The organism is Pseudomonas sp. StFLB209, assembly GCF_000829415.1.
Taxonomy (GTDB): domain Bacteria; phylum Pseudomonadota; class Gammaproteobacteria; order Pseudomonadales; family Pseudomonadaceae; genus Aquipseudomonas.
Map to the genome: position 1 here is coordinate 6,052,584 of NZ_AP014637.1, position 21,133 is coordinate 6,073,716.

Below are 21,133 nucleotides of genomic sequence, written 5' to 3' on the forward strand. Positions count from 1 at the left end.
CCTTCGCAACCAGGTTCGCGCCTACAGGCGGTTGATGAACTGCTCAAAATCCGGAGCCAATAGCATATTGCCGTGGCCGCTGACGTGGTCGGCGTCGTAGAACAACGGGCGGCCATCACGTTCGACCTGGCAATCGGACTCCGGGCACAGCACTGGCAGCGGGTCCCAGACACTCACCGCCGGCATCTGCCCGGCCAGCCGCCCGAGTATCTCGGTGACCGGCTGGCGATAGGTCTGCATCTCGTCCCTTTTGACACTGCGCCCATAACTGCAGATCGGGTTGTTGTGATCAAACCAGTTGGCACAGCGGAACGGTGGAATCTCAAAGATCGGTTTGGGCGCCTCAAACACCAGCCTTACTCCCTTTTCAGCCAACGGAGCCAACCATTGCGGGGCTTCGGCTTCGAGCCGCTGGCGGCCGCTGACAGCCTGCTCGCCGAACATCTCGGCCATGGTCTTGCTGCGGGCAAAGTGCTCGAATTGATCAGAAAAGCGCGACAACCGCAGTGAAGGCATGAATAACACATCGCCCGCCTGCACCTTGCCGGTGATGTCCTGCAACGCCGCCAGGCTGTTGGCGCGGCATGCTTCGCTCTCACGAATGGCCTGGAAGCTCATGAACGGGCAACCACCATTGTTGTACAGCCGCACCTGCACACCGGTGTCCATCACCAGCTTGCTGAGCATCGGAATGTAGGCCATGGCATGTGAATCACCGACCACATAAAGCGTGAAAGGCCACTGCACCGGCCGGTCGCAACCGCCACGGCTGTAGCTCAGCACCCGATTGCCGGCCACCAGGCTATCGCTGGCCTGAGCCACACAGCCCGGGGCTGCATCACTGTGCGGGCGGCTGTAGGGATACCAGTCGAGCGGGTGCTGCGACACGGTGTTCAGGGTCAGTTGCGGTTGCGACTTTACCGTCCACTTGTACCCACCCCAGGCACCCGCCAGCGCCAGCAAGCCCAAACTGATGACCGCCAGATTGGGTAACCTGTCGAGCAGCGGCCGACGGCGCAGCGGTACTTCAATAATCCGGTAGGAGAACACCGCCAGCACCGTGCTCAACAACACCGCCGCCAACTGCGAGGGCAACGACTCCAGACCGACCGTCCAGCGCATCAGCACAAACACCGGCCAGTGCCACAGGTAAAGGGAATAGGAGACCTTGCCGATGGCTACCGGCAGCCAATGGCTGAGCGCACCGGTGAGCAGATCGCCCTGGCGACCATGACCGAAAACCAGCACGCACAACAGCCCGGCCACAGCCGGTAGCGCCCCTGGAAATGGAAATTGCGCCGGTTGCGACACCCACAGCGCATAGCCGATCAGCCCCAGCCCCAGCAGCACCCCGGCACTGGACAATGCAGTGGCCGGACGCGGGCTGTTCACCCGCCCGCTGTAGGCCATGGCCTGGTAACACAGCACCCCGGCGGCCAGCTCCCAGAAGCGCGGCGCAAGCATGTAAAACATCTGCGTCTCACGCCCGGCGGCAAACCCCCAGGCCCATACCAGCGAAGCCACCAGCCCGGCGACGAACAGCCCGACCGAGAGCCAGCGCAGTCGGGCAAACGCCACCCAGACAAAGAACAGGATCGGGAACACAAAGTAGAACTGCTCCTCGACCCCCAGCGACCAGGTATGGGTGAACGGGTTGAAGTCAGTCTTGGGCGAGAAGTAAGCGTTGCCGGTGTCGGCCAGAATGAAATTGCTCAGCCCGAATAGCGCGAACAAGCCGGTCTTTTCGTTGCTGTCACTGAGCCACGACGCAGGAATGAACAGCGCTGACACCAGTCCGGTGACCAGCACACAAAACAGCAGCGCCGGCAGAATCCGGCGCATCCGCCGGGCATAAAAGGTGGTGACGAAGGTGAAAAAGTGGCGGCCCTGGAAGTTCGCCATCGAGCTGGAAACGACAAACCCCGAAATCACGAAAAACACGTCGACCCCGGCAAAACCACCGGGCAGATAGCTGTCCTTAAGGTGGTAGAGAATCACCGCGATGACAGCAATGGCGCGCAGGCCATCAATGTAAGGGTAATGGACCTGACGCTGGGCTGGGGATGTCATGGATAACGAAAATGCCTGATGGGGTGAACCGGACACGTCTTGGAGAACAGGTCCCCTTGCGCCCTGCAGTGAACACCGCAAGAACCGGTTACTTATTGTAAAAAGTCGACACCATATCGGCAGAGGCAGTCTGTGGCAAATTCACCATATGCGCGAGAAGCCTCGGGGTTTAGCCCGAGGTCGAGCGCGCGGACGCCGCAGGCGTCCTGGTTGGGAGTCTGCTGTTCTTCGATGTATTGGCGCAGGATTTCAATCGGCGCACTGCCGCAGCTAGAAGCGAGGTAGGATGGCGACCAGAGGACACCCCTTCGCTTGAGCCAGGGGTGGAAATCCCCGAACTGCTTACGCAGCAGTCTGGATGATACCCTCTGAGTGAAGCCACCCGATTCGACAACGCCACCCATAGCTTGAAAGACCAAACCATAATTCATGCCATGAACCACACCAAGACCCTTAAGCTCCGAATCAAAGACAAGCACGCGAAAACGCTGCTTGCGATGGCGCGCGAGGTCAATATGGTGTGGAACTACTGCAATGAAACGAGTCATCGCGCCATCCGGGAACGCCACCAGTGGCTTTCTGGTTTTGACCTGCAAAAGCTGACCAATGGATTAAGCAAATGCGACGGCGTGCAGATCGGCTCGCCCACCGTGCAGCAGGTTTGCGAGGACTACGCCAAGGCCCGTAAGCAGTTCAAGCGTTCCAGGCTCAATTGGCGGGTGTCCAGCAGGAGCAGCCCCAAATACAGTCTGGGCTGGATTCCATTCAAGGCTCGTGCCTTGCAATACAAGAACGGTCAGATTCAGTTCGCCGGGTTCAGGTTTGGCCTGTGGGACAGCTACGGTTTAAGTCAGTACGCCCTGCGGGCCGGAAGCTTCAGTGAAGATTCCAGGGGGCGCTGGTATCTCAATATCTGCGTGCAGATTGAGAGCAAGCCGTGCAGCGGCACTGCCGCAGTTGGCATCGACCTGGGCCTTAAAGCGGCGGCGACAACGTCTGAGGGCCAAGTGCTGATAGGGCGCCAATATCGCACCCTGGAGCAGAAGCTGGGCATCGCTCAGCGTGCTGGCAAGAGGGCACGTGTTCGCGCCCTCCATGCCAGGATCAGGAACCGGCGCAAGGATGCGCAACACAAGTTCTCAACCGCTCTGGTTGAGCGCTGCGCCGCCATTTTCGTTGGCGATGTAGCCAGCGCAAAACTCGTAAAGACTCAAATGGCCAAATCCACGCTTGATGCAGGATGGGGCCAACTCAAGACAATGCTGGAGCAGAAATGCCAACGGGCAGGCGTTGTTTTTGAGGTTGTAGCCGAGCGCTATACCACCCAGACGTGTTCGTGCTGTGGAAGCATTTCCACCAGCAGTCCGAAAGGTAGAGCCGGTTTGCGAATAAGAGAATGGACCTGCGTGTGCTGCGGTACAGCCCACGACCGCGATGTAAACGCGGCCCTGAACATTCTCGCGGCGGGGCATCGCCGTCTAGCTGTAGGAATCCCCGCTCTTTAGGGCGGGGAGGATGTCAACGACTCGGGTGACAAGACCTTCGCCAAGGCGGTTTCGCTGGGCAGCGACCTGCAGATCGAAGCGGGCCAGACCCTGGTGATCGCCTCGGTCAAGGACGCGGGGTTCGATGCATTCCTGACGGCCTGGGGGCTGACGGGCAGCAGCAATGTCATCAACGTGGATGGCCCTGGCCTGGGCAAGGCGGACGGCGTGGTGATCTACGACCAGAACGGCAACGTAGCGACGGCGTTCAACTACGGCACGGCGGCATTCGATGCTGACGGAACGAGCATTGCCACGTCCGCGATCAGCAACGGCACGGTCAAGGCTTCCAGCCATGCCGGTGTGGCCTTCGGCGGCTCGAAAGACGGCTATTCAGCGGTATGGGATCAAACATCGACCGTTGACCCACGCTACACCTTCGCCAAAGCCGATGCCTTGGGCGGCTATGCCCAAACAGCAGATGCCAACTCCATTGGCTCGCCGGGCGTCGCGATTACCCTGGTCGGCCAGCCGATCGAGTAACCCGACCAAACCCCGCCGCCTGTTCAGACTGCGGGGCCCACGAGGCACAAGGTTGGCCTGAAACTTTGACATCCTCCCCGGCCTGAAGGCCGGAGACTCCTACGGCGCTCAGGCACGGCATCGAGCCGCCCCCGAGTCGCTTCGGTGGGTTCCTGCTGCTGGCGCCATGACCTCTGCGCTCACTTCACAGGCTAACCGGGCGTGTCCCGCCCTTAGTACATTGATCGCCCCGACCACATCGGCGTTGCCTTCAAAACCACATCCCACACACCTGAACAGCGCTTGCGTCTGGCGGTTGGCCGCCGACACATGGCCGCAACAAGGGCACGTGCGGCTGGTATTCTGCGGCGGCACGGCAATCAGCCAGCCGCCGCGCCACGCCAGCTTGTAGTCCAGTTGGCGGCGGAACTCGAACCAGCCCTGATCGAGGATGGCCCTGTTCAGGCCAGACTTGGCCCGAACGTTTCTTCCCGGCGCCTCTGCCGTGCCTGCCGCCGACCTGGACATATTGCGTACCTGCAAGTCCTCGATACACACCATCGCGTGGTTTTGGCTGATCGTGGTGGAGCACTTGTGTAGGTAGTCGCGGCGGGCATTGCCGATGCGGGAATGAATGCGCTGGACGCAGGCTTTCGCCTTGTTCCAGTTGCGGCTGAATCTGACCTTGCGGCTCATCGCCTGCTGCGCTTTGCACAGCGCGGTTTCATGGCGTTTGAAGCTGTTCAGGGGTGCGTAGAACGTAGCCATCCGAAAGCGTGGCGAACCGGGCAATGTCCATGTCGATGCCGACTGCCGCACCCTGTGCCGTGGGCTGCTCATCGACCTCGCGTTCGGTCTGGATGCTCACGAACCACTTGCCACACGACTGGCTCACGGTGATGTTCTTCACCGTGCCAGGCACCTCGCGGCTGTTGCGGTAGCGCAGCCAGCCCAGCTTGGGCAGAAACAGGCGGCTGTTGGTCTGGTCGAGCTTGATCTGTTTCGGGTCGGGATAGCGGAAACTGTCGCGCTGCCCCTTCTTCTTGAACCGGGGAAAGTCGGCTCGCTTGGCGAAGAAGTTGGTGTAGGCCCGTTCCAGATCCTTGAGGCTCTGTTGCAACGGGTGAACAGGCGCATCGGCCAGCCATGCGGTTTGCGGGCTATTGCGCCACTCGGTCAGCAACTTGCACAGGCCCGCATAGCCGAGCTTCTTCTCGCCTTGCTCGTGGCGCTCCTTCTGCAACGCCAGCGCCTTGTTGAAGACGAAGCGACAGGAGCCCGCAAAGCGGCGCATTTGCCGCTCCTGTCGGCCGTCTGGCATGAGTTCGTACTTGAAGGCTTGAAGTCGTTGCATGCTGCTCTTGAGCCATGAGCAATGAAGACGACATTAGGCGCGGACGGCACGGTGTTTTCAAGGTGCATGCCCATGGGGTCTTTGTAACGAAATACCGCCGTAGAAGGGCATCTGTGTCGCCGTGTTACTGCGCTTCATCCTGTGGCGGTGCGTCCATCGAACAGCAGCAGACACCCCACTGCAACCAGGGACGGCTACGCCGTCCGCGCTATCCTTCCCCGCCCTGAACGGCGGGGCTTGTCGCGCCCCGATGGTCATTAGTGGAGAACTGCCTGCACCGCTCTTTCGAACAATGGAAAATCCCTAACCAAGTCGTCTGGACTGCAGGTTTCGCCCTGCTGGGCGACCCGATTTTGTCTTGGCTGCGCGCCCCGGGCAAACCAGGGAAAACCGCTTGCTCCTGGTTTGGGTCCGCCCTTCGGGCAGACTTCCCTCCGTCCGGCATCGATTCGGGGGCCGGCGCGATGGGCGTCCTGCCCAGCGCACCTGCTCCTGATATGAAGAGCAGCGACATCCATGTCGGTTTCTCCCCCAAATCGACGCCTACCCTCGGCCTGCACCCAAGTCGCGTTCGGCAGCGTTTGTGCTATCTCGGATCGAAGATCAAAATCAACAGCAACGATGAGCCAATGTCTTTGTAGGAGCGACCTTGGTCGCGAAAGCTGTCTGTCAGACCTTAAAAATACTGCGTCTGGCCTGGCCCTTTCGCGAGCGAGCTCGCGCCTACCCAAGGTCCGTCGTGCCTGATTGAGCAGCCTTACTGCAACGATCAGTCACCCCCGCCTCCGCCGCAGCCTCCACCGCCACAACCGCTGCTGTCGCCACTGCTGCTGTCGGAGCTGTCAGAACCATGGCTGCCGCCACCACAGCCACCCGGGCCACTGTCCGAGCTGCCATGGCCCAGATCGCTGCCGCAATGCACCACGGTGGCGTTGGTATCGTTGCCGGCGCGGCGCATCCCGCTACAGTCCAGGGCATAGACAAAGCCACCGGCAATTGCCAGTTTGGCGTCAAGCGCAAACAGCAGCGGCAGGCGCAAGGCTGAGCGTGGGTTGATGTTTTCTTCGTGGCAGGCGTACCACCAGGTACGGCGCAGACCGGCGTCACTCTGCGCAGCAGCCTTTGCCCCCAACGCCGCTGCCGGGGTGTGATGAAAGAAACGGCCAAAGGCCTTGTGGCAGAACTCTTCGTAGGCACGGGTGTGGAGGATGAACTCATGCCACAGGTCATCGACCACCTGAGACGGCATCGACACGTAGCGGTAGCCACTCTTGTGATACGCGAGGAAAAACTGCCGCAAGCCTTGGGCAACCAGTTGGCAATCCTTGATCTGCAAATGCGGATGCTGCTGGCGCAAGGCATCGAATAAACCACCCGGCAACACATAATCGCGAATCACCCGCTCACGGCGCAGGCTGCGCATCCCCCGCAGGTGACCGCGTCCGCGCCACAGCGCCACCACGCACATAACCGCGCCCACCACCAGCCACACGTAGTCCATGGCAACACTCCTGGTCAGAAAACGCCGACAGGTTACCACCGCCGATGGTTGCGTAGCCCACACGGTAGTTGTACGATGACTGCTGACCTACAGTGATACCGGTGCAGGCATGTGTGCAGACTGCCAGCTCCACCCCACTCCATCAGCCATTCGGCAACCCTCAGGGTCAAAACAACAGGAGATACCGATGTCCACCCTTCTCGGCCATAACTTCATCGGCGGCGCCCGCAGCGCCTTGGGTCAGAGCCAGCACCAGAGCCTGGACGCGACCACCGGTGAAGCCCTGCCTTACAGCTTTGTCCAGGCCACCGATGGCGAAATCGATGCCGCCGCCCAGGCAGCCAAGGCCGCCTTTCCCGAGTTCCGTCAACTGAGTCCGGCCCGCCGCGCCGAATTCCTCGACGCCATCGCTGATGAGCTGGACCAGTTGGGCGACGACTTCGTGGCCATCGTTTGCCAGGAAACCGCTCTGCCGCAAGCCCGTATCCAGGGTGAGCGCGGTCGTACCAGCGGCCAGATGCGTCTGTTCGCCCAGATCCTGCGCCGTGGCGACTACCTGGGTGCGCGCATCGACCTGCCGCTGCCAGACCGCAAGCCGCTGCCACGCGTGGACCTGCGTCAATACCGCATCGGCGTCGGCCCGGTGGCAGTATTCGGCGCCAGCAACTTCCCGCTGGCCTTCTCCACCGCCGGCGGTGACACCGCTGCGGCACTGGCTGCCGGTTGCCCGGTGGTGTTCAAGGCGCACAGCGGCCACATGGCCACTGCCGACCTGGTTGGCCAGGCGATCATCCGCGCCGCCGAGCGTACCGGCATGCCTAAAGGCGTGTTCAACATGATCTTCGGTAACGGCGTAGGCGAAGGCCTGGTCAAGCACCCGGCCATTCAGGCGGTAGGCTTCACCGGTTCCCTGGGCGGCGGTAATGCGCTGTGCAAAATGGCCGCCGAGCGCCCGCAGCCGATCCCGGTGTTCGCCGAAATGTCGAGCATCAACCCGGTGATCATCCTGCCGCAGGCGCTGGACGCCCGCAGCGAAACCATCGCCAAGGACCTGGCTGCTTCGGTCGCGATGGGTGGCGGTCAGTTCTGCACCAACCCGGGCCTGGTCATCGGCCTGCGCTCGCCGGCCTTCACCGCCTTCCTGGAGCAACTGGCCGGTCAGATCGACGGCCAGGGTCCACAGACCCTGCTCAACGCTGGCGGTCTGCGCAGCTACAGCAAGGGCGTCGAGCACCTGCTGGCGCATTCGGGCGTCACTCACCTGGCGGGCAAGGTTCAGGACGGCAAGCAGGCTCAGTCGCAACTGTTCAAGGCTGACGTCAGCCTGCTGCTGAACGGCGATGAGTTGCTGCAGGAAGAAGTCTTTGGTCCGACCACCATCGCCATCGAAGTGGCCGATGATGCCGAACTGCAAAAAGCCCTGCTGGCCCTGCGTGGTCAGTTGACCGCAACACTGATCGGTGAGCCGGCTGATCTGTCGGGCTACCAGTGGCTGCTGCCGTTGCTGGAAGACAAGGTTGGCCGGATTCTGGTCAATGGCTACCCGACCGGTGTTGAAGTCTGCGACGCCATGGTTCACGGTGGTCCGTACCCGGCGACGTCCGATTCGCGCGGCACCTCGGTGGGTACGCTGGCGATCGACCGCTTCCTGCGTCCGGTCTGCTACCAGAACCACGCTGACGCCCTGCTGCCGCCTGCGCTGCAGAACGCCAACCCGCTGGGCCTGCGCCGCCTGGTCAATGGCGAGTGGAGCGACCAGCCTATCGCTTGATAAGGCCGGGCGGTAAGACAAAGGCGTGATCCGTGAGGGTCACGCCTTTTTTGTTGAGTGGCGTTTCAGGGAGCGATTGCAGGAGCGGCTTTAGCCATTCAATAACGATCTGATTTGTGCATGGCTTTTTTCTTACGCCACCGCCCCTCCCCCAAGCAACAAGGCGAAACTTGCCGTTCGGACAACAAGATGAAAGAGTTGAGTTCTTCGCGGCTAAAGCCGCTCCTACGGCATCGCTCCGGGGTGAGTTGCAGGCGCTCGGCCACCGGCCGGGGGCGTATTCGACGTCGAGAATTCTGGCGCGCAGCAGTTCGCGCAGTTGTGAGTGCAGCGGCACACTGGAAAGCGGCAGGAGGACCTTGTTGTCTTGCATCGCGAGATCACTTGTCGTAACGAGTCCCACAGCGACGGAAATACCGTTTGAGCATATGGTTAGAAGCCATCTCTGAGCACGCCGGAACAGAGACCTTCAAGGTCGCTGCTCCATGCGTCTGGCTCAGTGCTGCAGCCTCCGGTCAGTCAGGTGCGGTGGCGCTGAGCGGCACACTCAACGGCAATCCGAACAGCAGCACGTCGGCCCGCTGCTCACCGAAACGGGCAATGTTGGGCAGCCGCGCCCACAGGGTGGCACCGATCGCAGTGACGATGCGCTGGCTCGGCACGTTGGCCGCCATGATCCAGGCCACCAGATTTTCAAGCCCCGCCTGGCGGCCGAGGGCCACCGCACCGCGCCCCAGTGCCACGCCGATGCCGCTGCCGTAGTGGTCGCGCCGGACGTAGATGGCCGCTTCACCGGTCTGGTAGCAGGCCTGGGTGCCCCAGCTGAAGCGGTTGATCGACAGCCAGCCCAGCACTTCGCCGCGCCGCTCAAAGACATACACCGGCAAACCGTCACGCTTGTAGAGGTTGATGTAGAACGTGACCTCTTCAAGGGTCATGGGCCGTACCACCGGCGAGTTGGCGCCGCTGGCAGCGGTTTCGTTGAAGATCTGCATCATCGCCGGCAGGTCGCTGTCACGTGATTCACGCAAACCTTTGGCCAGACGTGGCATGGCCGCTGCGTCGACAAAACTGTTCATCAGTGCATCCTCCGCGCATAAACCGAATGTTTGAGTTGCCCGCGCGCCCGTGCCAGGCGTGAGCGCACCGTGCCGATCGGCACCGCCAGGTGGCGGGCGGCGTCCTGATAGCTGATGTCCGAGTCGACCACCAGCTGGATCACCGTGCGCATGTCGGTGGACAGCTCATCAATGGCTTGCAGGGTGCGACCGAGGATGCGCTGATGGTCACTGACCTGGCTGGGGTCGTGGCCCTGCTCCAGGTGTTCCAGGTCCAGATCCGTCAGTTCCGTGGGCTGCGGCTGGTTGTAGAGGGTTTTGAAGTGGTTCCTGACCAGGTTTGCGGCAATGCCGAACAGCCATGTCTCGGGCCGGGAATGGCCCTGGTATTTGTGCTGATTGCGCCAGGCTTCCAGGTAGGTCATCTGCATCAGGTCATCGACATCGGCCTGGTTGAACACCCGCTTGCTGATGAACCCGCGCAGTTTCTTGGCGCTGTTTCTGGCCAGCCCTGCCACATCCACCGCGATGACCCCGATGACCTTTGCTTCACACATCTCGTTGTTGGCTTGCACGCTTGTATCCCTCATCCGTTAGACGGTTGCCGTTAGTGGCCCCAGAGGGAGAGCAGCGAACGTACCAGCTTTTACAAATTTTCAACTTGTTGATTTTTAAGGAAATAAACCTCGATAAAACAGCGTTTTGTGCCATTTGTGGCATTACTGATACAAAACCGCGTGCCAGTTGTGGCACGACTTTCCTGGCTGCCGACCGGGGAACCCTTTGCTGCGTTGTGCCACTCAAGGCACATCCATTTCTGGCGATAGCGCAGCCCATGAAAATCAACTCTTTTAGCGACCCCCGGCCCGACCTGGACCTGATTGCGCGGCCCGCGCCCGCAGAAGTGCGCACCCCGACGCTGCGCAATCCGCTGCTCGACTCCATGGAAGAAGTGGCGCTGAAATTCACCGAAAGCGTCGAGCGCCACAGCAAGTCGCTGGACGAGCGTCAGGTGCGCGAAAGCAGCACCGCCCAGCGTGTCGAACGAGTCGAGAAGCTCACCCAGCTGTACCGCCTGCTCGACAACGCCGAACAGCCGGCCCTGGAACAACTGGCGCGGCGCATGCAGATCCAGATGCAACAGCAGGCCGCACTGGGCGGCATCCTGAATCTGGCCGACAACGACCCGACCCGGGCCGACCTGGCCCTGCAGCAGGCGGTGCGCATGGCCGCCGCCGAGGGCCGCCAGTCGCTGGCCGACCAGGCCCATGGGCTGCTCGACGAGTTGCGTCAAACCCACGGCGACAAGATTCGCGCCGGGCTCAACACCGCCAGTGCCATCGCCCTGTTCAGCAGCGATCCGGAACAACGCAGCGCCATGCGCCAGCTCTACTACGCCGCCATCGTTGCCCAGCAGCCGCTGGCCGCGCTGCTCGAAGCGCTGCTGGAGCGCTTCAACGAGGAACAGTTCAGCCGTGGCCTGCGCACCTTGCAGCGCGCCCTGGCCGATGACATCGCCGCCCTGGCTCCATCAATACCCGGCCCGGTGTTGCGCTCGATGCTGCGCGGGCTGGGTGCCGGCGGGCAGATCAACAACCTGCTCAAGAGCTGCCTGGCGCTGCTCGAACGCCTGGCGCACAAGAACCCCGGCAGCAGCATGACGGCGCTGGGCATGAGCAAGCGGGTGCTGCGCTTTTGTGCCAACGGCTTCTTCGCCCGCGACCTGACCCTGCTGGCCGAAGACACCCTGGGTCGTCAGCCTGAACTGCAACCGGTGTTTTTCAACAGCCTGTACCCCTTGCTCCAGACCCTGCCGCTGGCGATCTGGAAAGACCTCAAGACCCGCCAGAACGGCCTGCGCCTGCTGATGGGCCTGATGGAAGAACTGGCCCGTCATGAACGCAAGGCGCTGGGCCTGGACGAAACCGCGAGGGTCGTGCAATGAGCTGGCTGATCCAGGCACTCAATCGGCTGGCCCTGGCGTTGACCGGGCGCAGCGAAATCATTGGTGCGGTGATGGTCATGGCCATCGTGTTCATGATGATCCTGCCCTTGCCCACCGCGCTGGTGGACGTGCTGATCGCCCTGAACATCTGCGTTTCGTCACTGTTGATCGTGCTGGCCATGTACCTGCCCAGGCCGCTGGCGTTCTCGACCTTTCCGGCGGTATTGCTGCTGACCACCATGTTCCGGTTGTCGCTGTCGATCGCCACCACCCGGCTGATCCTGCTGCAACAGGACGCCGGGCATATCGTCGAGGCGTTCGGCAGCTTCGTGGTCGGCGGCAACCTGGCAGTCGGCCTGGTGATTTTCCTGATCCTGACCATCGTCAACTTCCTGGTCATCACCAAGGGTTCAGAGCGGGTCGCGGAAGTGGCGGCGCGCTTTACCCTCGACGCCATGCCGGGCAAGCAGATGTCGATCGACAGCGATTTGCGCGCCAACCTGATCACCGTGCGCGAGGCGCGTCAGCGCCGCGAAGAGCTGTCCAAGGAAAGCCAGCTGTTCGGCGCCATGGACGGCGCGATGAAGTTCGTCAAGGGCGACGCCATTGCCGGCCTGGTGATCGTGTTCATCAACCTGATTGGCGGTTTTTCCATTGGCGTGCTGCAAAACGGCATGGAAGCCGGTGCGGCCATGCACCTGTATTCGGTCCTGACCATCGGTGACGGCCTGATCGCACAGATTCCCGCGCTGCTGATCTCGCTGACCGCCGGCATGATCATCACTCGGGTCGCGCCCGACAACCAGAGCGCCGATATCAACATCGGCCATGAAATTGCCGACCAGTTGACCAGCCAGCCCAAGGCCTGGGTGATTTCCTCGCTGGGCATGCTCGGCTTTGCCGCCATCCCCGGCATGCCCACCGGGGTCTTTGTGTGCATCAGCCTGGTATGCCTGTCCAGCGGCCTGTACCAGCTTTGGCGGGCCCGCCAGCGGCAGACCCAACAGGACAACCTCAACGCCGCCGGGCAGAGCGCGCCGGAACTCAATGGCCGCGATGACATTCGCCGCTTCAACCCCTCGCGGGCCTACCTGCTGCAGTTCAACCCGGCCCGCCAGGACAGTGCCGAGACCGACGCGCTGTTGCAGGCGATCCGCCAGCGGCGCAACTCGCTGGTCCATAACTACGGCCTGACCCTGCCGTCGTTCGATATCGAGTTCACCGACCGCTGCGCAGACGACGAGTTTCGCTTCTGCGTGTATGAAGTACCGGTGATCCGTGCCACCTGCTTCAGTCCCCGCCTGGCGGTGGAGCAGCATTACCAGCACCAGGCCCGCGACGCCGAACCGGGCCAGCCCGAGCGCGACGAGCAACAGTGGATCTGGCTGGCGGCCGATGACCCGCTGCTGAGCGACAGCGAGATCAGCCGCTTCAGCGCCCAAGAGTTAATCGTCGAGCGCATGCAGCGCGCCTTTCAGGCCACCGGGCCGCAGTTCATCGGCCTGCAGGAAAGCAAGGCGATCCTTGGCTGGCTGGAAAGCGAACAGCCCGAGCTTGCCCAGGAGCTGCAACGCACCCTGCCACTGGCGCGCTTCGCCGCCATCTTGCAGCGCCTGTCGGCCGAACTGGTGTCGCTGCGCTCGGTACGACCGATTGCCGAAACGCTGATCGAGCAAGGCCAGCATGAGCGTGACCTCAATGCCCTGACCGACCATGTGCGCATCGCCCTCAAGGCGCAGATCTGCCATCAGCACAGCGAAAACAACACCCTGCACACCTGGCTGATGACCCCGGAAACCGAGGTACTGCTGCGCGATGCGCTGCGCCAGACCCAGAACGAATCGTACTTTGCCCTGGACCCGGAGCTGGGCGGTGCGCTGCTCGAACAACTGCGCCAGGCCTTTACCCTGCAAGCCCGGCCAAGGCCGGTGCTGCTGGTCGCCCAGGACCTGCGCAGCCCGCTGCGCAGCCTGCTCAACGAAGAATTCAACCATGTCCCGGTACTGTCTTTCGCCGAACTGCTGTCAACGGTGCAAGTGCAGGTGCTGGGGCGTCTCGATCTGGAAGAAGCACAGGTCCTGATGGCCTGATGGAGCGTGCCCGATGCAACAGCGAAACCTCTATGAACTGCGGGTCCTGACCGGCCTGCACCGCGGCGCCGCGCTGCCGCTGAGCGGCGACCAATGGTCGATCGGCTCGTCCAGCGGCTCGGACCTGGCGCTCTACGATCCAGGTATCAAAGACCGCCATTGCCTGCTGCGCCTGGTCGACGACACCTGGTCGCTGGCACGTGATGACGGCCCGGTGACCGACAGCGAAGGCCATAAGGTCGATGCCATCGAGCGCCTGGAACCCGGCACCCCGTTTGCGCTCAACGGGGTCTGGTTGTCGGTGACCAGCGCCAACACCGACTGGCCCACCGAAGACGAAGAACAGGACGCCGCACTGTTCGCCGACAGCCTGCTGGCCGCCGAACCCGAAACCCGGCCGCTGCCTGCCAGCGCGTTGCCCGCACGGCGTCCCCTGCTCGGGCCATTGCTGCTGATCGGCGCACTGCTGGTGTTCCTGGGTGTGGTGCTGTGGCTGTTCAACCAGCAGCCGCCGTTGCCGCCACCGGTCCAGACGCCGCACAAAACCGTGCTCAAGGACGCCGCAGCGGTTGAGAGCGTGCTGCACGGCATGCTCCGCGAACGCGAATTGCAAGACCGCATCAGCCTCAGTCAGGAGCAAGGCAAGATTCTGCTTAACGGCCGGTTCGACGAAGACGACCTGCTGCAGAGTGCATCGCGCCTGCTGCTCAACTTCGAACGTCAGTACAAGAGCCCGCTGCCGGTGCTCACCGCCCTGCCCTCGGCCACCGACAAGCTGCCGTTCAGCATCGTGCAGATCAGCAACAACCGCCTGCCCAACGTGCTGACCAATACCGGCCGGCGGATGTTCCTCGGGGATGAGGTCGATGGCGTGCGGCTGGTGGACATCAGCGAGAGCAAGCTGGTGTTCGAAGGTGAGCGGCGGGTCGAGGTGAGCTGGTGAACCCGGCGCTTCAGGCGCGTCTGGAAGACTGGCGCAACAGCCGGCTGGCACGCATCGCCAGCCCTCCACCGGTGGAAATTCTCGGTCGCATCGCCGGGGTCAGCGGCATCCTGCTGCACAGCAGCATGCCCCGCGCGCGGATCGGCGACCTGTGCCAGATCCGCCGCGCCGACGGCAGCGAAGTGATGGCCGAAATCGTCGGTTTCGACCGCCAGTACACCCTGCTCGCCGCACTGGGCGCGCTGGACGGGATCGCCATCGGCGCGCCGGTCAGGCCGTTGTTCCAGCCGCACAGCCTGATCGTCGGCGAGCACCTGCTCGGCGCGGTGCTCGATGGCTTTGGCCGCTCGCTTGACGGTGACGGCCCGTCGGCCTTCGCGCTGGCCGGCGCACAGGGCGCATTGCCGGTGATCCGCGACGCCCCGGCCGCCACCGAACGGCCACGCATCGAGGCACCGCTGAGCACCGGCCTACGCTCAATCGACGGCCTGCTGACCCTGGGCGAAGGCCAGCGGGTCGGGGTGTTCGCCGGGGCCGGCTGCGGCAAGACCACCCTGCTCGCGGAGCTGGCGCGCAATACCCCGTGCCAGGCCATCGTGTTCGGCCTGATCGGCGAACGGGGCCGGGAGCTGCGCGAGTTTCTTGACCATGAGCTGGACGATGAACTGCGCGCCCGCACGGTGCTGGTGTGTTCCACCTCCGACCGCAGCAGCATGGAGCGCGCCCGTGCAGCGTTCACCGCCACTACCATTGCCGAGGGCTTTCGCCAACAGGGCCAGTCGACCCTGCTGATCATCGACTCGCTGACCCGCTTTGCCAGGGCCCAGCGCGAGATCGGCCTGGCCAGCGGCGAGCCGGCCGGGCGCGGCGGTTTGCCGCCTTCGGTGTACAGCCTGTTGCCACGCCTGGTCGAGCGGGCCGGGCGCACACGTGGCGCGGCGATCACCGCACTGTATTCGGTGCTAATCGAGCAGGACTCGATGAACGACCCGGTGGCCGATGAAGTGCGCTCGCTGCTCGACGGCCACATCGTGCTGTCGCGCCGGCTGGCCGAGGCCGGGCACTACCCGGCGGTGGACGTGCTGGCCAGCCTGAGCCGGACCATGAGCAATGTCTCGGGAACCGAACAGCTGCACGGTGCCACACAGTTGCGCAGGCTACTGGCCGCTTATCAGCAAGTGGAGATGCTGATCAAGCTGGGCGAGTACCAGCCGGGCAACGATCCGCTGACCGACTTCGCCGTGCAGTCCCGTGACCGGGTCATGGCGTTTCTCCAGCAATCGCTGCGTGACCCGGTGTCGCTGGACGACACCCTGGACCACTTGATGCAGGTAATTGCCGATGTCCCACTCTGAATCCGATAGCCACGACCCGGCCAGCGATCCGCAACTGCAAAGCCTTGGCCAGACCCTCGACGTACTGGCGCCGATCCGCCGCCACCGGCTGACCCTCGCCGAGCAGGCCTGGCGTCGGCACCGGCAGGTGCTCGAAGCCCTGCGCCAGCGCCTGGACAGCCTGCACGCCGGCCTGCAACGACTGCAGCACGAGTTTCGCCAGTCGCGCCAGGAGCAGCGCGAGCAGCATGCCAACCGGCCGCTGCCGCTCAGTGAGATGAACGACTGGCTGGCCGCCGAGCGCCAGGCCATGCGCCAGATCGAAGAACACCAGCGGCGGGTGAATAACCTGCAAGACGAACACCGCCAGCAACAGCAGTGGACCGAGGACAGCCACCAGGAACTGCGGCGCCGCCAGCGCGACGTGGAGAAGCTCGATTACCTGCTCGATATGACCCGGAAGGCCTCATGAACAGCCGCCCGGCCCTGCACAAGCCACAACCGCCGCGCACGCCCGAGCCGCGTGCCCGGCAGCCTGACAACAGCGTCCCCGCTACACCGCCAGCGTCACGCCACGAGCGCAACGGGCCGGCGCACAGCGATACCCGCCTGGACAGCGAGCTGTTCGAAAGCCTGCTCGACGCCTCGCCGGCCACCGCGACCTGGCTGGGCAGCGAAACAGCGCAGGGGTTCAACGAGCCCTGGCAAGACCACGAAAGACAAGGTGGCGGCGCCCCCGGTGCCGAACCTGCCCTGGCGTACTGGTGGGAGAACCTGCTGGAAACCATCGAAACCCAACTGACTGCGCAGCAGCAGATCCCGGTCGAGGCGGTGCTGGAACTGCCGGTGCTCGGCCAGGTGCGCGTCCAGGTGGCTGACGATCGTGACGGTCTGGCGATCACCTTGCGCTTCGACGACCCCGCCGCCTGGCGACACTGCCGCGAGACCGCCGAACACAGCCGCACCTGCCTCAGCGAGCGATTGTCACGCCCGGTGCGGCTCACCCTTGAACAGGCGGGCCAATGACATGAATGCCCATGTTCTGCACCTGCCGACCATGAGCCAGGCCGAAGCCTGCGTGCGCCAGCGGATCGGCGCCGGCCTGAGCCTGGCGTTCAACCTTGAAAGCCAGCCGGGCAGGCTTGACCTGCATCTGCTGCACGGGCCGGTTCAGGACCGTGACTACGCAGGTTTCGAGTGCGCAAGCGGCGCCCTGCGCCTGAGCGAGGCGCAAGCCCTGCTCGGGCTGCTGTCCAGTTGTCCGGCCCTGCTGCCGCCCAGTGACAGCGACGCCCAAGAGCATCACTGGTACTGGCAACTCTACAACCACTACCTCAGCGCCGAACTGCAAGCGCTGTTCGGCGCCCTGCAACCGCAGCCTGTGACGAGCCAGACCGGACAGCTGTGCGCGGTGCTGCAGGTGCGCTGCAACGGCTTGCAGGTCTGCGCCCGGCTGCAGGCCTCGGCGCCGACCCTGCTGGGCCTGCTTGAGCGCGGCCAGTGGCAACCGGCAAGCCCGGCGGCGGACTTCAACCTGCCGCTGGTCACCGCGCTGACCCTTGGCCAGTTACGCCTGACCCGCGCCGAGCTGGCCGGCCTGCGCCGCGGTGATGTGCTGCTCCCCGAGCAAGCGCTGTTCAGCCCCGAAGGCCGCGGCACGCTGCAACTTGGCAACTGGCGTCTGGGCCTGGCCCAGACTCCCGACCACCCGCTGTGTTTCACCCTGACCCAGATGGAGAGCCACCCCATGAACGCCCCGATCGACCACTTCTCTGCCGGCGACGCCGACCATCCGCTGCATTTTGAGCAACTCGACGAAATGCTCCACGACCACGAGGCTGCGCCCCAGCACGACATGGCGCTGTTCGACGACCTGGCCCTCAACCTGAGCCTGCGCGCCGGGCACCTGTCGTTGAGTCTGGGCCAGATGCGCAGCCTGGCGGTGGGTTCGGTGCTGACCTTCAGCGGCTGCGCACCCGGCCAGGCGATGCTGTACTACGGCGAGCGGGTGCTGGGGCACGGCGAGCTGGTTAATGTTGAAGGCCGCCTGGGTCTGCAAATTACCCGGCTGGAAGCGCTGCGGTGAATCTGCAGAATCTTGATCCGTTGACGATGGCGCTGTTTCTCGGCGCCTTGTCACTGGTGCCGTTGCTGATGATCATCTGCACGGCATTCCTGAAAATCGCCATGGTGCTGCTGATTACCCGCAACGCCATCGGCGTGCAGCAGGCGCCGCCGAACATGGCGCTGTACGGCATTGCCCTGGCGGCGACACTGTTCATCATGGCCCCGGTGTTCAACGAGATGGGCCAACGGATCAAGAAACTGCCCGAGCGCCTGGACAGCCTCAGCGCCATGGAGCATTCGGCGCGCCACGTGATCGAGCCGCTGCGCCAATTCATGCAGCGCAACATCGACCCCGATATCCAGACTCACCTGCTGGACAACACCCAACGCCTGTGGCCCAGCGAGATGGCCAGCCAGGTCAAGCGCGACGACCTGCTGCTGATCATTCCGGCGTTCGTGCTCTCGGAGCTACAGGCCGGGTTTCAGATCGGTTTTCTGATCTACGTGCCGTTTATCGTCATCGACCTGATCGTGTCGAACATCCTGCTGGCCCTGGGCATGCAGATGGTCGCGCCGATGACCATTTCGCTGCCGCTGAAAATTCTGTTGTTCGTTCTGGTGGACGGCTGGACCCGCCTGCTCGACGGGCTTTTCTACAGTTACCTGTGACAGCGAGGCCGCATGGATACCCTGACACTGTTCAAACAGGCCATGCTGCTGGTGGTGGTGCTGTCTGCCCCGCCGCTGATCGTGGCGGTGATCGTCGGCATCATCACCTCGCTGCTGCAAGCGGTGATGCAACTGCAGGACCAGACCCTGCCGTTCGCCATCAAGCTGGTCGCGGTCGGCGTCGCCCTGGCCCTGACCGGGCGCTGGATCGGTGTGGAACTCATTCAACTGACGCAACTGGCGTTCAGCATGATCCCCATGACGAGGCACTGAGATGTTCGAGCCCGCCTTCAAGGAGCTGAGCGAGTCGGTGCTGGCCCTGACCATCGGCATGGCTCGCTTGTACCCATGCCTGTTCCTGATCCCGGCCTTCGCCTTCACTGAACTCAAGGGCATGTTGCGCCATGCCATCGTGCTGGCGCTATCGCTGATGGCCATGCCCGGTATCCGCCATGTGCTGCAAGGCCAGCAACTGGACTGGCTGGACCTGACCGCGCTGATGATCAAGGAAAGCGCGATCGGCCTGCTGCTGGGGGTGCTGCTGGCCATGCCGTTCTGGCTGTTCGAGGCAATCGGCTGCCTGTTCGACAACCAGCGCGGTGCGCTGATCGGCGGGCAGATCAACCCGGCACTGGGCGACAACACCTCGGAACTGGGGCACATGCTCAAGCAGGTGATGATCCTGCTGATGGTCATGGGCGGCGGCTACGCCAGCCTGACCCAGATCATGTGGGACAGCTACCTGGTCTGGCCGGCCACCCAGTGGGCGCCGCTGACCGGCGCTGAAGGCTTCGAAGTGTTCCTTACGCTGGTGGCCAGCACCTTGCGCTACATGGTGCTGTACGCCGCCCCCTTGGTGGGGCTGTTGCTGCTGATCGAATTCGGCATGGCGATCCTCAGCCTCTACAGCCCGCAACTGCAGGTCTCGACCCTGGCGATGCCGGCCAAAAGCCTGATCGGCCTGCTGTTTCTGGTGATTTACCTGCCGATGCTGATGTCGCTGGGCGAAGGCCGCCTGGCTGAGCTGAGCGACTTGCGCCACCTGCTGCCGGTGCTGCTCAAAGCCCCCTGACCCCGGAACACGCCCGCCATGAGCGAAAAAACCGAACAGCCCACCCAGAAAAAACTCCAGGACGCGCGCAAGAAAGGTCAGGTCGGACAAAGCCAGGACGTACCCAAATTGCTGATTTTCGCCGCCTTGATAGAGCTGATCCTGGCCTTGGTCGACAGCGGCATGCAGCGCCTGAAGGGCCTGATGCTGCTGCCGCTGAGCCAACTGGACCGGCCCTTCGCGGCCGCCAATGCCGAGGTGTGGAGCAAGGCGGCGCTGGAGCTGTTGCTGTTCATGCTGCCGGTGCTGGGTCTTGCGGTGGTGATGCGGCTGGTCGGCGGCTGGATTCAGTTCGGCCCGCTGTTCGCCCCCGAAGCGCTGAAACTGGATTTCGAGCGCATCAACCCGATTGGCCAGTTCAAGCAGATGTTTTCCGGCCGCAACCTGTTCAACCTGCTCAACAGCCTGTGCAAGGCGATCTTCATCGGCCTGGTGCTGTACTGGGTGCTGCCGCCGGCGCTGGGTGACCTGATCGGCCTGGCCCGTACCGATCTGGACAGTTACTGGCGCGCGCTGGTCGAGCTGTTCACCCGCCTGTCGCGGATCTGTCTCGGCCTGCTGCTGGTGCTGGCGGTGGTGGATTTTGCCTTGCAGAAGTACTTCTTCATCAAGGGCCAGCGCATGAGCCACGAAGACATCCGCAAGGAACACAAAGAGGTCGAAGGCGACCCGCACATGAAGTTCCACCGCAAATCGCTGGCTCGCGAGCTGGTCCAGCAGCCCGCGACTGCGGCACCGGCCAGAGCGCCGGTCGAAGAAGCCGACATGCTGCTGGTCAACCCCACCCACTTTGCCGTGGCGCTGTACTACCGCCCCGAAAAAACCCCGTTGCCGCGCATCCTGTGCAAGGGCCAGGACGCCGACGCCCGCGAACTGATCGAACGCGCCCGCAAGGCCGGCGTGCCGGTGGTGCGCTTCGTCTGGCTGGCCCGTACCCTGTACCGCGAACAAGTCGGCCAGTTCATCCCGCGCCCGACCCTGCAGGCGGTGGCCCAGGTGTACCGGCTGCTGCGCGAGCTGGACGAACAGGCCAAGGGTGAATTGATTGATATGGCGCAGCATCCGCAACCGTAATGCCGATCAGTCCAGGCCAACGCGGTCCGGTGAGAGGCCCCGCTTACTGAGGCCCCATCAGGCACAAATCCTGTAGTTGGCCGATACCTCGATGGGAGATTTTATGGTCTTGGGCAAGCGCTGCACATTGTCTATGGCTG

Annotated in this window: 18 protein-coding genes and 3 pseudogenes; 14 read left to right on the forward strand and 7 right to left on the reverse strand. The window is 63.2% G+C overall.

The window, feature by feature from the left end; genetic code table 11:
- Window positions 1–21: 21 nt before the first annotated feature.
- Together PSCI_RS26835 and PSCI_RS28860 are read right to left on the reverse strand one after the other, a co-directional pair.
- The gene (locus PSCI_RS26835) at window positions 22–2,070 is read right to left on the reverse strand and encodes an acyltransferase family protein (RefSeq protein WP_045492999.1); all 2,049 of its coding nucleotides are present in this window, start codon (window positions 2,068–2,070) and stop codon (window positions 22–24) included.
- Window positions 2,071–2,279: 209 nt separating this feature from the next.
- Window positions 2,280–2,470, reverse strand: a pseudogene (locus PSCI_RS28860) (IS200/IS605 family transposase); the annotation flags it as partial.
- A gap of 34 nt (window positions 2,471–2,504) precedes the next feature.
- Here PSCI_RS28860 and PSCI_RS26845 point away from each other — a divergent pair.
- Both PSCI_RS26845 and PSCI_RS26850 read left to right on the forward strand, forming a co-directional pair.
- Window positions 2,505–3,575 carry an RNA-guided endonuclease InsQ/TnpB family protein gene (locus PSCI_RS26845; protein WP_084710161.1) on the forward strand — a complete coding sequence of 357 codons (1,071 nt, stop codon included), beginning with the start codon at window positions 2,505–2,507 and terminating at the stop codon, window positions 3,573–3,575.
- 93 nt (window positions 3,576–3,668) lie between these two features.
- Window positions 3,669–4,097: a hypothetical protein gene (locus PSCI_RS26850; protein ID WP_045493002.1), complete on the forward strand. Its 429-nt coding sequence runs from the start codon at window positions 3,669–3,671 to the stop codon at window positions 4,095–4,097.
- A 108-nt stretch (window positions 4,098–4,205) separates the two neighbouring features.
- Here PSCI_RS26850 and PSCI_RS30060 read toward each other — a convergent pair.
- Both PSCI_RS30060 and PSCI_RS26860 read right to left on the reverse strand, forming a co-directional pair.
- Window positions 4,206–5,430: pseudogene (locus PSCI_RS30060) on the reverse strand (RNA-guided endonuclease InsQ/TnpB family protein).
- 769 nt (window positions 5,431–6,199) lie between these two features.
- Window positions 6,200–6,931, reverse strand: coding sequence for a glycine-rich domain-containing protein (locus tag PSCI_RS26860; protein ID WP_045493005.1), 732 nt, complete (start codon window positions 6,929–6,931; stop codon window positions 6,200–6,202).
- A 187-nt stretch (window positions 6,932–7,118) separates the two neighbouring features.
- On the opposite strand from PSCI_RS26860, the gene PSCI_RS26865 reads away from it, so the two are divergent.
- Window positions 7,119–8,702, forward strand: coding sequence for an aldehyde dehydrogenase (NADP(+)) (locus tag PSCI_RS26865; RefSeq protein ID WP_045493008.1), 1,584 nt, complete (start codon window positions 7,119–7,121; stop codon window positions 8,700–8,702).
- Between the two features lie 277 nt (window positions 8,703–8,979).
- On the opposite strand, the pseudogene PSCI_RS29380 reads toward PSCI_RS26865, so the two are convergent.
- From PSCI_RS29380 to PSCI_RS26875, 3 genes and pseudogenes are all read right to left on the reverse strand, one after another.
- Window positions 8,980–9,075: pseudogene (locus PSCI_RS29380) on the reverse strand (GntR family transcriptional regulator); the annotation flags it as partial.
- Window positions 9,076–9,217: 142 nt separating this feature from the next.
- Window positions 9,218–9,781 carry a GNAT family N-acetyltransferase gene (locus PSCI_RS26870; RefSeq protein ID WP_045493011.1) on the reverse strand — a complete coding sequence of 188 codons (564 nt, stop codon included), beginning with the start codon at window positions 9,779–9,781 and terminating at the stop codon, window positions 9,218–9,220.
- Entirely contained in the window at window positions 9,781–10,335 is a 555-nt protein-coding gene (locus tag PSCI_RS26875) for an RNA polymerase sigma factor (protein ID WP_231906532.1), read from the reverse strand. The genes PSCI_RS26870 and PSCI_RS26875 overlap by 1 nt, the downstream gene beginning before the upstream one ends.
- A gap of 260 nt (window positions 10,336–10,595) precedes the next feature.
- Here PSCI_RS26875 and sctW point away from each other — a divergent pair, with 260 nt between their 5' ends.
- The 11 genes from sctW to sctU are packed head-to-tail and all read left to right on the forward strand — an operon-like array spanning window position 10,596 to window position 20,993.
- Window positions 10,596–11,705, forward strand: coding sequence for a type III secretion system gatekeeper subunit SctW (gene sctW / locus PSCI_RS26880; protein WP_045493014.1), 1,110 nt, complete (start codon window positions 10,596–10,598; stop codon window positions 11,703–11,705).
- Window positions 11,702–13,795 carry a type III secretion system export apparatus subunit SctV gene (gene sctV / locus PSCI_RS26885; protein ID WP_045493017.1) on the forward strand — a complete coding sequence of 698 codons (2,094 nt, stop codon included), beginning with the start codon at window positions 11,702–11,704 and terminating at the stop codon, window positions 13,793–13,795. Before sctW ends, sctV begins: the two co-directional genes overlap by 4 nt.
- A gap of 13 nt (window positions 13,796–13,808) precedes the next feature.
- Window positions 13,809–14,738 (forward strand): FHA domain-containing protein, encoded by a 930-nt coding sequence (locus tag PSCI_RS26890; protein WP_045493020.1) that lies wholly within the window; start codon window positions 13,809–13,811, stop codon window positions 14,736–14,738.
- On the forward strand, window positions 14,735–16,093 hold the full coding sequence (locus PSCI_RS26895) for a FliI/YscN family ATPase (RefSeq protein ID WP_144403351.1): 1,359 nt from the start codon (window positions 14,735–14,737) through the stop codon (window positions 16,091–16,093). The genes PSCI_RS26890 and PSCI_RS26895 overlap by 4 nt, the downstream gene beginning before the upstream one ends.
- Window positions 16,080–16,544: a type III secretion protein gene (locus PSCI_RS26900; protein WP_045493024.1), complete on the forward strand. Its 465-nt coding sequence runs from the start codon at window positions 16,080–16,082 to the stop codon at window positions 16,542–16,544. Before PSCI_RS26895 ends, PSCI_RS26900 begins: the two co-directional genes overlap by 14 nt.
- Window positions 16,541–17,098 (forward strand): type III secretion system HrpP C-terminal domain-containing protein, encoded by a 558-nt coding sequence (locus PSCI_RS26905; RefSeq protein WP_045493027.1) that lies wholly within the window; start codon window positions 16,541–16,543, stop codon window positions 17,096–17,098. Before PSCI_RS26900 ends, PSCI_RS26905 begins: the two co-directional genes overlap by 4 nt.
- 1 nt (window position 17,099) lies before the next feature.
- Window positions 17,100–18,158 carry a FliM/FliN family flagellar motor switch protein gene (locus PSCI_RS26910; RefSeq protein WP_045493030.1) on the forward strand — a complete coding sequence of 353 codons (1,059 nt, stop codon included), beginning with the start codon at window positions 17,100–17,102 and terminating at the stop codon, window positions 18,156–18,158.
- 26 nt (window positions 18,159–18,184) lie between these two features.
- Window positions 18,185–18,808 (forward strand): type III secretion system export apparatus subunit SctR, encoded by a 624-nt coding sequence (gene sctR, locus PSCI_RS26915; protein ID WP_373568421.1) that lies wholly within the window; start codon window positions 18,185–18,187, stop codon window positions 18,806–18,808.
- Between the two features lie 12 nt (window positions 18,809–18,820).
- On the forward strand, window positions 18,821–19,081 hold the full coding sequence (gene sctS / locus PSCI_RS26920; RefSeq protein WP_045493033.1) for a type III secretion system export apparatus subunit SctS: 261 nt from the start codon (window positions 18,821–18,823) through the stop codon (window positions 19,079–19,081).
- A 1-nt stretch (window position 19,082) separates the two neighbouring features.
- A complete protein-coding gene (sctT, locus tag PSCI_RS26925; RefSeq protein WP_045493034.1) occupies window positions 19,083–19,880 on the forward strand; it encodes a type III secretion system export apparatus subunit SctT in 798 nt (265 codons plus the stop codon).
- 18 nt (window positions 19,881–19,898) lie between these two features.
- Window positions 19,899–20,993: a type III secretion system export apparatus subunit SctU gene (sctU, locus tag PSCI_RS26930; protein ID WP_045493035.1), complete on the forward strand. Its 1,095-nt coding sequence runs from the start codon at window positions 19,899–19,901 to the stop codon at window positions 20,991–20,993.
- The last annotated feature ends 140 nt before the right edge of the window (window positions 20,994–21,133 follow it).